At 34.9% G+C, this 14,229-nt stretch carries 14 protein-coding genes and 1 pseudogene; 4 read left to right on the forward strand and 11 right to left on the reverse strand.

Annotated features, from left to right (window positions below; translation table 11 throughout):
• Positions 1 to 209: 209 nt before the first annotated feature.
• Positions 210 to 992 (forward strand): ABC transporter ATP-binding protein, encoded by a 783-nt coding sequence (locus MKY80_RS22010; RefSeq protein WP_008175483.1) that lies wholly within the window; start codon positions 210 to 212, stop codon positions 990 to 992.
• Entirely contained in the window at positions 989 to 2,602 is a 1,614-nt protein-coding gene (locus MKY80_RS22015; protein WP_096365659.1) for a hypothetical protein, read from the forward strand. The genes MKY80_RS22010 and MKY80_RS22015 overlap by 4 nt, the downstream gene beginning before the upstream one ends.
• A 46-nt stretch (positions 2,603 to 2,648) precedes the next feature.
• On the opposite strand, the gene MKY80_RS22020 is transcribed toward MKY80_RS22015, so the two are convergent.
• The 11 genes and pseudogenes from MKY80_RS22020 to MKY80_RS22070 form a co-directional block, all read right to left on the reverse strand.
• On the reverse strand, positions 2,649 to 3,263 hold the full coding sequence (locus MKY80_RS22020; RefSeq protein WP_107922349.1) for an ABC-2 transporter permease: 615 nt from the start codon (positions 3,261 to 3,263) through the stop codon (positions 2,649 to 2,651).
• Positions 3,264 to 3,267: 4 nt separating this feature from the next.
• A complete protein-coding gene (locus MKY80_RS22025) occupies positions 3,268 to 4,125 on the reverse strand; it encodes an ABC transporter ATP-binding protein (protein WP_089985888.1) in 858 nt (285 codons plus the stop codon).
• Positions 4,126 to 4,503, reverse strand: coding sequence for a GntR family transcriptional regulator (locus MKY80_RS22030; RefSeq protein WP_008175490.1), 378 nt, complete (start codon positions 4,501 to 4,503; stop codon positions 4,126 to 4,128). It abuts the gene before it with no gap.
• 142 nt (positions 4,504 to 4,645) lie between these two features.
• A pseudogene (locus MKY80_RS22035) lies at positions 4,646 to 5,929 on the reverse strand (histidine--tRNA ligase).
• Between the two features lie 254 nt (positions 5,930 to 6,183).
• On the reverse strand, positions 6,184 to 6,609 hold the full coding sequence (locus MKY80_RS22040) for a MarR family transcriptional regulator (protein ID WP_008175493.1): 426 nt from the start codon (positions 6,607 to 6,609) through the stop codon (positions 6,184 to 6,186).
• On the reverse strand, positions 6,599 to 6,880 hold the full coding sequence (locus tag MKY80_RS22045) for a transporter suffix domain-containing protein (protein ID WP_008175495.1): 282 nt from the start codon (positions 6,878 to 6,880) through the stop codon (positions 6,599 to 6,601). The genes MKY80_RS22040 and MKY80_RS22045 overlap by 11 nt, the downstream gene beginning before the upstream one ends.
• Positions 6,881 to 7,044: 164 nt before the next feature.
• The gene (locus tag MKY80_RS22050) at positions 7,045 to 8,682 is read right to left on the reverse strand and encodes a DUF4179 domain-containing protein (RefSeq protein ID WP_096365655.1); all 1,638 of its coding nucleotides are present in this window, start codon (positions 8,680 to 8,682) and stop codon (positions 7,045 to 7,047) included.
• Positions 8,669 to 9,202 carry an RNA polymerase sigma factor gene (locus MKY80_RS22055; protein WP_096365653.1) on the reverse strand — a complete coding sequence of 178 codons (534 nt, stop codon included), beginning with the start codon at positions 9,200 to 9,202 and terminating at the stop codon, positions 8,669 to 8,671. Before MKY80_RS22055 ends, MKY80_RS22050 begins: the two co-directional genes overlap by 14 nt.
• A 354-nt stretch (positions 9,203 to 9,556) precedes the next feature.
• Entirely contained in the window at positions 9,557 to 10,918 is a 1,362-nt protein-coding gene (locus MKY80_RS22060; protein ID WP_008175502.1) for a TraB/GumN family protein, read from the reverse strand.
• Between the two features lie 193 nt (positions 10,919 to 11,111).
• A complete protein-coding gene (locus MKY80_RS22065; RefSeq protein WP_008175503.1) occupies positions 11,112 to 11,804 on the reverse strand; it encodes a stalk domain-containing protein in 693 nt (230 codons plus the stop codon).
• A gap of 326 nt (positions 11,805 to 12,130) precedes the next feature.
• Positions 12,131 to 12,844: an SDR family oxidoreductase gene (locus MKY80_RS22070; RefSeq protein WP_008175505.1), complete on the reverse strand. Its 714-nt coding sequence runs from the start codon at positions 12,842 to 12,844 to the stop codon at positions 12,131 to 12,133.
• 325 nt (positions 12,845 to 13,169) lie between these two features.
• On the opposite strand from MKY80_RS22070, the gene MKY80_RS22075 reads away from it, so the two are divergent.
• Complete coding sequence (locus MKY80_RS22075) at positions 13,170 to 13,508, forward strand: helix-turn-helix domain-containing protein (RefSeq protein WP_008175508.1); 339 nt, start codon at positions 13,170 to 13,172, stop codon at positions 13,506 to 13,508.
• 51 nt (positions 13,509 to 13,559) lie between these two features.
• Positions 13,560 to 14,165, forward strand: coding sequence for a TetR/AcrR family transcriptional regulator (locus tag MKY80_RS22080; protein ID WP_139150944.1), 606 nt, complete (start codon positions 13,560 to 13,562; stop codon positions 14,163 to 14,165).
• The last annotated feature ends 64 nt before the right edge of the window (positions 14,166 to 14,229 follow it).

The raw sequence follows: 14,229 nt of genomic DNA on the forward strand, positions 1-14,229 counted from the left end.
TCTCTATCTGTATAACTAAATTCACTACCGTTTTGTGACAGCAAAAGAATAAAAATTGGCATTAAAATATATAATTTCTTAATTTAATAACCCCTCTTCAACCACATGGAATTGAACTGGTTTCATTTTACCAAAAGGAATATATTTTCTTTTTATATGCTATAGTGTATTAATGGATATTTTTTCTATAATTATGGAGGTGCACTGAAATGGAAGACATTTTAACGATTACAAATTTAACGAAAAGTTATGGAAACAAGGAAATATTAAAAGGAATAAACCTCCATGCAACTAGAGGAGAAATTATCGGATATATTGGTCCTAATGGTGCTGGTAAAAGCACGACTGTTAAAATTATTTTAGGGCTTGAAGGTGATTATGGTGGTGAAATTAAGCTCTTTGGTGAAAGCATTGGGCAAGATCAAATAGACTATAAGCGGAGAATTGGTTACGTTCCAGAAATCGCTGATGTGTATGACAACCTAACAGGTTATGAATATTTAACCTTTATCGGTCAGTTATATGGGCTAGAGCTAGAGGAGGCAGCTGACAAATCGAAATCGCTCATGGAGTTGTTTGGAGTGGGTGAGGCGTACCATTCTAGAATTTCCTCGTACTCAAAGGGCATGCGACAAAAACTATTAATCATTGCTAGTCTTATACATAACCCAGACCTATTATTTTTAGATGAGCCGATCAATGGCTTAGATGCAAACAGTGTAATGATTTTTAAAGAGATTTTAACGCAGCTCGCAGCCAATGGAAAAACAATATTTTACTCTTCTCATATTATGGATGTCGTTGAAAAGATCAGTAGTCGCATCATCCTGCTATATGACGGCAACATAGCAGCGGATGGAACCTTTGCCCAATTACAAGCTGGTAACACTGAAGGAACGCTAGAAAGGATCTTTAATCAGTTAACAGGATTTCATGAGCATCAGGAAATTGGTGAGAAATTTGTATCCATCGTTCGAGGAGTACAATCATGACAGATTTTAAAACACTCCAATTGCTTGATTTATTCCGCTGGCTCTTTGTAAAAATGGGTATTGATTATGACCTAATGAGAAAAATCCTTCATATCAAATTAACAATGGATGAACGTAAAGTACCCACACTATTTAATCAGAACAAAAAGAAGAACGATCAAAAATATGGCTATATTAAATCGCTATGGATTTATGTTTTATTCGGCCTTATACTAATCCCACTCATGGGATTTGGTCAAAACTTTTTATTTCAAATGAGTATTGCGTTTGCCATGATCATTTTTTTAATTATGACTTCATTGATTTCTGACTTTTCCTCAGTACTCTTAGATGTACGAGACAAAAGCATACTATCAACTAAGCCTATTTCCGCTAGAACCATTAACGCAGCAAAATTTATGCATATTTTCATTTACTTATTCTATTTAACAATTGCCTTAACAGGCATCCCTTTACTCGTCAGCCTTTTTACGCAAGGAATTGTATTTTTCGTTTTAACCGTTCTAGAGATTATATTAATTAATTTATTTATTGTAGCGATCACTGCCATTTTATATATTGCCATTTTACGCTACTTTGATGGTGAAAAGCTGAAGGATATGATCAACTATGTACAAATTGCCTTGTCGTTAATGCTCATGATCGGCTACCAGGTTCTGATTCGGTCCTTTGAATTCGTTAATTTGGATATGACGGTGTCATTTCATTGGTGGAGTCTCTTCCTAATACCGATGTGGTTCGCTGCACCTTTTAACTTATTACTAAATGGCGATACTTCGTTATTAACAGTACTATACAGCATCTTTGCTGTAATCATACCGATACTTTCGATTGGGTTATATATTAAACTCATCCCAACCTTTGAACGTAACCTTCAAAAACTATTAAGTACAAGTAAATCAAAAAAAGAGAAGAACAATCGACTGAAGGTACTTTTATTAACGCTGCTATGTAGAACACATGAAGAAAGAGCATTTTTTCGTTTCGCCTCTCTTATGATGAAGCAAGAACGCGAGTTTAAGCTCAAAGTTTACCCTTCTTTAGGTTTTTCATTTATTATCCCATTTATTTTTATATTCACCTTTAGCGGATCCGAAAAAATTGATTACGCTACTAGTATGAGCTACTTAAATATTTATTTTAGTATGATGATTATTCCGGCTGCTGTACTTTTACTTGGTCATTCGGCTAAATTTAAAGCGGCTTGGATTTACAAAATACTTCCATTAAAAGATTATACGAATTTACAAAAAGGCAGTTTAAAGGCATTTTTAATCAAATTGTATGTCCCATTATTTTTGGTACTAAGTTTGGTCTTTAGCTATATTTACGGTATTCGAATTATCCCAGACCTACTAGTAGTTTTAGTGACAAGCTGGATATATACACTGTTTTGTTTCGTAACGATGAGCAATAAAATACCTTTTACCAAACCATATGATGAGGTTGGAGATGCTCAAGGCTGGAAAACTGTTTTATTGTTTATCCCTTTAGCTATTTTGGCAGGTCTACACTATTTAATTGCCAGTCAAATGGCATTCGGACCTACTATTTATTTCATAGTGCTTTTTTTCATCAACATGCTTGTATGGAAGTTAGCTTTCAAATGACAAAAACGGCTCGAGTCCCACCTTATATGGGACCGGCCGTTTTCTTTTAAAACGCCTTGCGCTTATATATCCTTACCGAGAGCATCCATGAGCCTATATATAGTACAACGATTAGTAATGAGACAATAAGGTATAGTTGTAGTTCCTGTACAGTCATGAAATTTTGTACAACGGTTCTTATTTGTTTATTTATGTTAGGGACAAAATAATTGATGATCACCATATAAACTCCAAATAACCCCATGATAGCAATAGTTAAATACTTTGTTTTGAATTTATAGGAAATCGGTAAAATAAACGAAATGACAATCATAACGAGGCCCATAATCAGTAATACTTCTTTCCACAATACAGCTACCTGATTCCCATTTAAAATAAAGTCGAACAAATACGTAAGGAACATAAAGAACCCTGTAAAAATTAAAGCTCCTATATATTTTGAACTAACAATTTCTTTTCTTGTATACGGTAATGAATTAAGTAAAATATTTGCATTATCTTTTTCATCATTCGAAAAAGCACTTAAAACAAATACGATACTATATATAAATACTATATATACTGATGGAACATTGACCATTAAATAAAGAATAATTGTTGCTATGTAGATGATTAAAATGTTTTTTTGAATTAATATATCTTTTAAAATAAGGTTCAACATATCCTTACCACCCTTTCTTTGTATAATACATAATGTCTTCAAGCGTAGGCTTTTCAACCACCACTGTATCACCAAATATAGTAGCTGCTCGATGTTTATTGGCTGTTAATGCTTCAAAGCCTCTGTTTGTTTTACGAAGGGCGACGAATTCCTGCTCCGTTTCACGATCTAATAAATCCAAGGTTCCTTTAACAATAGCGTATTCCTCTTGAATTTTATAAAACTCCTTTGTGAAAATATGCTCACCATTATGAATAAACGTTATATAATCTGCTATGCGATCTAAATCTGTCGTAATATGTGTGGAGAAAAATATAGTTTTGTCTCCATCTTGCATTAACTCATGTAAAATATTGAGTAATTCTCTGCGAAAAATAGGGTCGAGCCCCGACGTTGGTTCATCCATGATGATTAATTCAGCGTGATGTGCTAACGCGATGGCTAAGGATGCTTTCATCTTCATCCCTTTCGAAAAGGTCTTCATATTTTTGTTCAAGGGTAGCTCAAACTGTTCCACATAATGCTGAAATGCCTTGTCATCCCATTTTCTATAGGCAGGTTTAATGATCTTTTTCATATCCTTGAGTGTGATATTTTCATAAAAGATATTCTCATCATAAACAAAACCGATACGTTCTTTTATTTCTTTTTCATGTTTCTTATAACTTTTACCAAAAATAGAAATAGTCCCACTATCCTGCTGCAATAAATTCATAATCATTTTAATGGTCGTTGATTTTCCTGCACCATTTCCGCCAATAAACCCTGTGACAAACCCTTTTTTAACATGGATTGAAAAATCCTTTATTTGAAAACCATTAAAGGACTTTTGTATATGCTGTAATTCAATAACATTTTCCATTTATTCATCCTCCGTATACAATAAAGTAAGCATAGCCTTTAACTCTGCTAAACTAATATCCATTTCCTTCGCATTTTGAATTGCCACCAACAATTTTTCCTCAATGGCCTTCATTTTTCTTTCCTTCATCATTTCTGAATTTTGTTCAGAGATAAATGATCCTTTCCCAACAATAGAATAAATAAATCCATTTTTTTCAAGCTCTTCATATGCCCTTTTCGTTGTAATGACACTAATCTCTAAATCTTTGGCAAGTTGGCGCATGGAAGGCAATGGCTGCCCCTCTTGTAATTGCCCTGTTAAAATTAGCTTTTTAATTTGTGCATATATCTGCTCATAAATAGGCTCTTTAGAACTGTTCGAAATAATAATTTGCATGCAAATACCTCTTTTAAAATATTGTATATATACTTTATATACAATATATACACATAGATACAAATATGCAAGTAAAATTTTCCTTTTTGTGAAATAAAAATAAAAGCATATAGCCAAATAAATGACTACATGCCTTTTCAATTTAAAATTTAAATGCAATTACTTCTTCCTTACCGCTTTGCATACTTTTTATTTTATACATATTTTGCGTGACCTCATCTTCTCCTAGGACTATAACCTTTGGTGTATTTTCCCGATTCGCTTTCTCCATTGCTTTTTTTACTTTTTTCCCACTAAGCTCAACTTCTACCTTATATTCATGTTGCCGCAATGCTGCTGCCAACTTCAGCGCCGACTTTTCTGTTCCAAGGGGAATAATATAAATATCCACAATAGGAAAGTTTTTCTCGATTCTTCCTATAACCTCCAAGGCTGTATAAATGACGTCTAATCCAAAAGAAATTCCCACAGTGGCATACGATTGCTCCTCAGACCCCAAAAGGCCACCAATCGCCTGATCATAACGTCCCCCACTCCCAATACTCGAACGAATGGTTCCATCTGCTAAGAAGATTTCATAAATTGTTCCTGTATAAATTTCAAGCCCTCGTGCTAAAAATGGATTGAACGTACATTTCTCATTTAATCCAAGTGCATTTAAATAAGCTGTTAGCTCCACTAATTCCTGTATACCTTGCTGCAAAATGATGTTTTGATTAGCGAACTCATTAAAATAGGCCATATTTATTTGAGGTTGCCCCTCTAAAAATTGCTTTATTTTAGTCATGCTGTTTTCAGAAATTCCCAATTCCCTCAATTCAGATAGCATTGTTTTTTGGTCTATTTTCTCGATTTTATCTAATATTAAAATAACCTGATTCATTTGTTACTGCTCTACTTCAAATAATTGCAGTAAACCAACTAAAATTTTGCGATTGTTATATTGGATGTTAATCTGGAGATTAAGCTTATCAAATGCATCTATCGCCATCATCATTAGTTCCGCTTCAGCAGCTTGTGACGTCACCCCAACAATATCTACATCACATTGTGTAAATTCACGAAAACGTCCAGCCTTAATGGGCCCATCTCGAAACACTTTACCAATTTCATAACGTTTAAATGGCATAGTAATAGAGGGATTCGTCGCTACTACCTTTGCAAATGGAATTGTTAAGTCATAGCGTAACGCTAAATCACGCTCACCTCTATCCGTTAGTGTATACATTTCCTGTACAATTTCAGCACCACCAGCATATTTAGAAACCATCAACTTCGTATAATTAAGAATTGGTGTCTCAATCGGCTTACAGCCATAAGCCATAAACGTGTCTTCTAAAGTGCGCCGAATAGCACGACGGGCAACCTCCTGCTCAGGTAAATAATCTTGTGTGCCACGTACATTTTGGTAATCCATTTTTTTCATCACTTTTGCCTCCTCATTTTTTGACAAATAAAAAAACCGTATACGATAAAGCTCTCAATTAGCTTTATTTATACGATTACATGAGAAATAGTCTTCCTATTCAATATTAATTAATAAAGATAGCAAGACTACTGACTATGATGATGTTTTGTTGTGTACGATTGGACAAAGGTGATTGTCATATGTATTCCCCCTTTTATGTTAAGGGATACTATAAGACAAAACGAAATAAATGTCAAATTATTTAGAAAATTTTATAAAAGTACACTTTTTAATTTTTCTAGTACCTCTATCACATTCACCAACTCCTCATCCGATAGCTGTGCTTGATATTTTTTAGTGATTTCTTGATTAAACGCTTCACCTTCCTGTTTATACAGCAAACCTTTCTCACCTAATTCAATCGAATAGCCACGCTTATCATCGACATGCTGCCTTTTTATAATATAGCCATCCTTTTCAAGCTTTGCTATCTGCTGGCTCACGGCACTTTTGGTAATCGTCATTTTTTCAGCTATTTCTGATGGTGAAATGGAAGGATGACGAATCACTAATGCCAAAAGGACCGCTTGCTGATTATTTAAATTGAACTTAGTATAGTCTCTTTCCATTTTCTCAAGAACAATCCAAATATCTTCAATTGTATGATTAATTTGCTCTGCTACATTGTTAGTCTTCATTTTTTTGAGTATCACCTTTTTCACGCCATTTTTTAGGATTAAGATAGCTTTTAAATTTGTTAGCTACTTCTTTCCCGACAAGTAAAGCGCCCAACCAAAATAAGATTTCAGCTACAATGATGCTGCCTGGAATAATACCTGCTTTTACTTTCGTAGGAATAGGTGTGAATGGTGTAATGACTGGGATTAACCATAGTGACAGAGAAAAAATAATAATGCCTACTCCAAGTTTATAAGCAAAGGGCTTATGTGTTTTTTCGTTAGGGTTCATGGAACCATTCTCCTATATAATAATTTATTTAAGTTAACTAAACTAAATTATAGACTTCTTTAGTATGTAAAGCTATGTTTTAATTGTTACGAGAAAAACAAAAACCCCATCTATTTGAAAATTGATGAATACAATAGATGGGATGTATTTGTTTTTTGTGTTTATTATTTTCCAGATGTAAGTGGCATACGTGACTCATCATTTGGCTTGTTAATTAGATAATTATAAACGAGAATTTCTAGCTCCTTCTTGTCAAAATTCTCATAAACATCCATTCTTTTATTATTTTCAAGCATACCCATAAATTCAGGCGTTCCATAGATCTCTTCTTTACCTTCTAAATAATAGGTTTGATTGACTCCAGCAAATCCTGGATCTGAGCTTAATGATTCCACATAAAGGTTATTGTCCTTCATGTAATAAGTCCATGAGATTGGATACCCTGCAATATTAGATGTTACACTTTGAGGGTTTGCTGATATGTTCGTTAAACGGGTTGAATTGTCGTCGCCGTATAAACCTTCAACACGGTGCTTAGCAACGAAAGTTACAGATTGATTTTCTAAAGAAGCTGCATTTAGTCCATTCATTTCAAAGCGAAGCTCTGTTTCATTAGGATTTCCACCTTTACCAGACATATACCCAGTCAGTAAAGTTCCGCCCACATCCAGTTGATAATCCCTATATGGAAAAGTCTCGTATTTTTCTTGAGTAAGAATCAATCGAACTTGGGTCGGTGTAACCGTCATTTCATGGATTTTAGTTCCACCAGGCACATTGTCAATTGGGATATTTAGTACTTGCTTAAATGACGCATTTTCCAATTGTTTTTTAGTTAGATTTAGTTTTATACTCCAATCACTCTCTTTTGTTTCTAGTACTCGATTATAAGAAATTTGGAATTTAGTACCTTCTTGGTGTAAGGCATCAGACTCGAACAGTTGCTGACTAAAATATTCTCCTTTTGCTCCTTGATTTCCTAAGAAAGATCTTTTCCCATTTTCAATAGAATTTTTTCTATCATTAATCGCCTCAATAAATATCCCTGTATTCCGTACTTTTGAATCTGTAAGCGTAACTGCTGATTTAAGCAATACTTTACCCTCATCTTGTTCAAAAGATTGGATAGTCACGGTGTCAATCCCACCTTTTTGAATTAGGAACACTTGCGTAGTCAAGTCATTTGGATTATAGCTGATAGAATGTTTCTCATTGCTGATGAACTGCATATTCTCCATTGTAAACTCCACATCTGCCATCTGGCCTTCTACAACCCAATCCGTTTCAAAATATCCCTGGAAGACACCAAGCTCTTCATTCCAAGAATGTGTATAATTCCCTTCAATAAAATTACCCTTCGCATCTTTAAGTCCGGTAAATTCAAAGCCTATTTCCTCCCCATCCCAAGATGCTTCAGGTTTCAAACTATATAACAGGAAAGTTCTATTATCATCAATAAACGCTGTGTGTACCGTTAACGTAAATCCGTCCTTCGTAATGGATTGCTCAATCGTTTGGCCTAAGCCTTGCGCTAATGCCGATTGAATACCAGCTCTATATGAAAGAATGTTTGACCAATCATAATTCAGGGCTGCATAAACTGGCGTGGCCATTAGCGCGACAGCTAGTCCAGCCACCAAAGCGAATTTCTTTCTTCTGCGGGGCCGTTTTTCAATCGTTTCACCTTCGGTAATCTTTAACTCATCTTGTTCAATAGAGCTCCACATTTGTTCGAAATCAGGATACACCATATTATGATCTGCCTTCATACCTTTTTTCAGCTTCTGTTCAATGCGTTCCAAATTGATTCTCTCCCTTCAACCATAGATGTTGATTTTGTTCCATTTTTTTGCGCATTATTTTTAATGCTTTATGCAGCCTCGACTTTACTGTACCTACAGGAATTTTTAACGTTTCTGCGATTTCTACTAACGACAATTCACCGATAAAACGAAGAGTAACAACGGCCATAAGCTTTTCTGGCAACTGCTTGAGCAATTCCTCCCATTCCTCCCCAGCTACCTTCTCCATTACAATAGTGTCTACAGACTTAACCAATGCCGTATTCTGCTCATGTAGAAGTTGAACCTGACCTTGTTTTTTCAATTGAGCTTGCTTTCTTTTTAACAAGTTTAAGCATTGGTTCATCGCAATGCGCATAATCCAAGCACGTGTATGCTCAATGCTTTTCCAATCCTGACGGAACACGGTGACAAATACATCATGGCAGAGATCTTCCGCATCTTGTGCATTTCTTAGCATGTAATAACAGGTACGGTATACATCCTTATTGTATGAATCAAATAATTCTCGTTCTGTCAATCTGAGTCACTCCTTTCTGACTGTTCTACTTTATAAACAAATGACTACTAGAAAAGGTTCATCTTTTTTAGAACTTCCTTGTTATGTAATTCAATTAAAAACCTCACAATAAAAACAGATGGCATTAGAGTGGTCCATTATAGGACGTCTAAACCATCTGTTTTTAGCTTGTAGACAGCAATAAGTAGTGACATCATTGGGTCTAGAAATTTTTGTTCCTTCATATTTTCACTTATTATGGTGGCATTTTACAAAAAAGTATATCTTAAGATAATCATAGCTATCGATGAATATCGGTGCAACTAAAAATGACAACCCTAGCTACGTTCATAGCTTTGGGTTGCCTTTATAATTTTATTGATAAAACGGCTTTACATCGTATCCGTTTTGCTCCAAATGATAGCGAATATTTTTATCTACTAGGAAATGTCCTGATCCCACAACAACAAAGTACTTTCCTTTTTTCTCTTCAAGAACATTCATGATTTTCTTGGCCATTTGCTCATCACGTAAGCCGAAAAGCATTTCATTGAACTCAGATGATTGTCCCTCCATTGCTTGGAAGCTTTTTGCGAATTCTTCCACATTCCCTTGCTGCCAGCTTGTAAACCATTCTTGAAGAATTTCGGATTGATTTTCTTCAGATGGATTGAGGATATTATCCAGCACAGCGACTAATGACTGTTCCTGTGCCTCTGGTGACAATGCATCAAACATATCTACCTGCGCTCTTGTACCTTCTAATTCAATCACTGGCTTTTGTTGCAACTGTGCGTTCAATAAAAAGTATATATCAATCCCGTGCATTGTCATTTCTTGTGGTGTCATTCCAAAGGAATCGTCCATTGCCAGCATTGATAATGCACTAGAAAGCATCCATGGCTTTTGTACTGTTAGTTCCTCCATTGGAAGATTGTAAAGCTTTGCGACTTGTTCTAACTTCGCATATGTTTCTGGTGCAACAGTATCTTTTAGTGTTTTGCCATCTGTATACATTGCTTTTTCTGCATAGTATTCGAGTGCTTCCGCATCCAGGATATTCGCCTCTACTAATAGCGCATCCGATTCATTGAATGCCTTTACTAGTTTGTTATTGAATGGATATAAATCGGGTGTTCCTAGATGAATGGAACCTAGTAAGTATACAAGTGTATCCTCATCCTGAACAACCCAAGCTACCCCGTTCGATCCTTGCTCTGCTAGCCCATATGTACTCTGAATGAAACGCACAGCCAATATTACAGCCTGTTGAGTCGTTGCCTTGCTCTCCAGCTGTAATCCATTAGCAGAGCCTTGTAATATATGATGCTCTTTCATAAATTGAATAGGATCTTTACCAACCGGTAAATCATAACGCGCTACAATATTATATAAACGTTTTACAATATCCCCACGTGTGTTATCATTCTTCACACTCACTGGTTTATATTGTTTGTTTTCATCTAAACCTAGAGAAGCAATTTTCTTTTCTGTTAAAGCTAATAATTCATTTACTTTATCTACCGAAATTTCTTGAAGGAAACCATCGAAATACCATTCCATTGGAAAGATTCCGTATTTTTCACCCTCATTTAATGTTTCTATTGCCCACTCACTAATTGATGGTGTTAAAGGTAGTGACTGCTCCTCCGCATGGATCACAGGTACAACCGTTGTCAGCATCAATGAAGCCCCAAGCAAAATAGCGCTTGTACGTTTCATTATCTTTTTCATCATAAGATTTTCTCTCCCTTTTTCTACTTCCTTACCTACAACGTTTGAAATTATACCATAAATAGACCAACTATTTTATAAGTAAATGTGAAAATTTTTACAAAAATGTATTGACTTTAATTATGTCGAAATAGTTATTACATCCCATTAAATAAGACGATGACACTCGTTCTTGTCATCGCCTTTTATTTTAAGCTTATTGAGTAAATTTAGGATCCAATATACCTAAACCACTGCCTTCAATTTCAAACTTCACTTTTGAAGCACCTTCTAAATTAACATTAACCTTTACCTTATCTTTTATCGACCCGCTATCATAAATCAATTTATTATCTGCGTAAATTTTCATATAGCCTATTCCGAAAGAACCTGCCGCTAGCTTTTTAACAGGCGCTAGGTACGTTTCAAATGATTTATATTTTCCATTAGCCATGTATTCAACTGTATGATCTTGTACAGCCCCACCGCCGTGATAGCCACCTAGTTGATAGGATTGTTCAAACTTTTCTCCAGTACTAATAACGATAGAGCTTGGGTTATGGAAGAAGTGATCTTCATCACTCCCAATAGGCTTTACATCTTTTAAAGAGATGAAGGTTGGAGCATCACCAATATAAATGGATTTTGATTTACCATCCCATGTCACATTTTTCCCTAAAGACTCAGCAATAAAACGCATAGGCACATAAGTAGTTCCTTCATAAATAAAGCCAGATTGACCCTCTTTTGGCTTTTTCTCAACCTTATCTACATAGTAATGAATCGTATCTTGAGAAACATTGATCTTTTTCAAACTGCTTGCTGCCTCTGTCGTTGAAAGGTAGGTGAAGGTTAAACCTCCTAATATAAAAAAGCCTAAATAACTCGTAATAATAAGTAGTTTTTTCATTGAGCACACTCCTTAATATATTTATATGTAATTATACCAAAAATTACATATAAATATTTCAACATATTGTTCAAAATAGAAAAAAACCTGCTTATCACTTCTTTATTCATGAAGCAATCCTTATTCTACATAATCATATTTGGCTTTTAAACGAGGCTTAAGGTCACTAGGCTATACTTGTTTAATCTCACAGACTTTTGTTTATGAAATTGAAGCTTTCCACTTTTAATATGATTATTAGTATCTGAATATTACTTAAATCCGTATGGATTATTCTTATCTATTAAAAAATGAATGTTTAACTCCATTTTTCTTTTAGTTACTGATTATGCTAGTATGTGACCTCCTTCTACATGAAGAATGGTTCCAGTCACAAAACTATTTTGTAGCAAGTATAATATGCTTTGTGCAACATCTTCGACCCTCCCTATACGTTTAACTGGAAGTTTATTTTCAACAGAAGCATAAAAATTATTCCGTATTTCTTCTGGCATTTTATTACGAGAAGGTGTATCAATGATACCAGGTGAAACAATATTCACTCGGATTGGAGCAAGTTCTAATGCCAAAGTTTGGCCTAGATTAGAAACAGCTGCATTGACTGCACCTAGAGTTGCTGAACCAACCATAGATTTATAGGCCACAACCCCAGAAAATAAAGTAATGGAACCGTTTGGTAAAATTTTCAACGCACCGTATTTTGCTGCATAATATTGTCCCCAAAATTTGTTTTCAAATAACTGTCGAGCCTGGACTGTACTTGTTTGGATGAATGAGCCCCCTGATGTTTCTGCTGCGCTTACTACAAGATGATCGAACGGACCGACTTTTTCAAAGAAAGACACAACTTGCTGTTCTTGTGTTGTATCTAGTGTGTAAGCTATAGCCTTCACCCCCAATTGCTCTTTTGCTTTCCGTAATTTATCTTCAGATCGACTTGCAATGATTACTTCAGCACCTTGGGCTAATAGTTGTTTCGCTGATTCCAAGCCAATCCCAGAGCTCCCACCAATAATGACAACCTTTTTATCTTTTAACATGTTTTTACCTCCTATATTTCCAAATAGTAAATTAAAAATTCAATTTCTCTGGCATTTGTATATCACGCTTTCATTCATAATGGGTACTGATAGTAAAGGTACTTATTATAAGATCTACGCTTAAGGATAGTTGATATTTTGTTGAAATCTCACTAAATTTCATTACCCCCTTAATCTAGTAATGGATTAACAAAGCCAACGATATTATATATATAGTTACTTTATTTTCGGAAGTAGTGATATTTATTTTACAAAGTTTCTAGAAGTATACTATTGTGATAATATAAGGTGAATTAGACAAAAAAATTTTAGGAGGCTGTTTCTGATGAGTGTGATTGAGCCAGTCGTGTTGACCAAAGGAACTCCAGGTGAGACTTGTCCCATCGCTAAAACACTGGATATAATTGGAACAAAATGGACATTTTTGATAATTCGTGATCTGCTTATAGAAGGAACGATGCGCTTTAGTGACCTATTGAAATCAATGGATGGAATTAGCCCGAAAACACTTTCCCTCCGCCTTAAAGTGTTGGAGGATCAAGGTATTTTAGAAAGAAAGGTATTCCCTGAGGTTCCCCCTCGCGTGGAATATACGCTAACAGAAAAAGGAAAGGGATTGGAAGGTATTTTTATTGAACTAAAAAGATTTGGACTAAATTTATAAAAAATAAACCTTTAAATGTAAGCTATCATTGTGCAAAATGGAGGAAATTCAATGAATAAAGAAGATCAAATACGTGATCTTATTATCCAAACTTCTCTAAGTTTATTTAATAAAAAAGGTTACAACCAAACTTCTATTCAAGATATTATGACTGCCACGGCATTACCTAAGGGTGCCATTTATAGACGTTTTGAAAATAAAAATGACATAGCCATTGCTTCCTTCACCTATTCTATGAAGATTATTTGGGATCATTATTTTGAAGCAATAAAGTCTAAAATAACAGCGACAGATAAAATAATTGCTATGTTTGAAGTTTATCAAGATGCGGTTCATACCCCACCAGTTGATGGTGGATGTCCGCTACTGAATACAGCCATTGAAAGTGATGATGGATTCCCAGAACTACATGAGTTAGCTGCTAATGCACATAAAGAAACCCTACTTTTTTTACAATCAATCATTGAAGAAGGAATACATGCCAAAGAATTTAGCCAGCATGTAAATGCTTATTCCCTAGCATCTTTTTTATTCTCTACTTTAGAGGGTGCTGTCATGTCTAGTCGTTTAGCTTTAAATAACGATCATATGAATCATAGTATTGAACAGATCACATACCTTTTACAACAGTACGCACCAAAGAACCAAGAGGTTTAAAATACAATACCTCTTGGTTTTCACTGAAATGTAATAATTATATTGTTGAAAAAAAATGCATTTG

It is taken from the genome of Lysinibacillus sp. FSL R5-0849, assembly GCF_038595075.1.
Taxonomy (GTDB): Bacteria; Bacillota; Bacilli; order Bacillales_A; family Planococcaceae; genus Lysinibacillus; species Lysinibacillus fusiformis.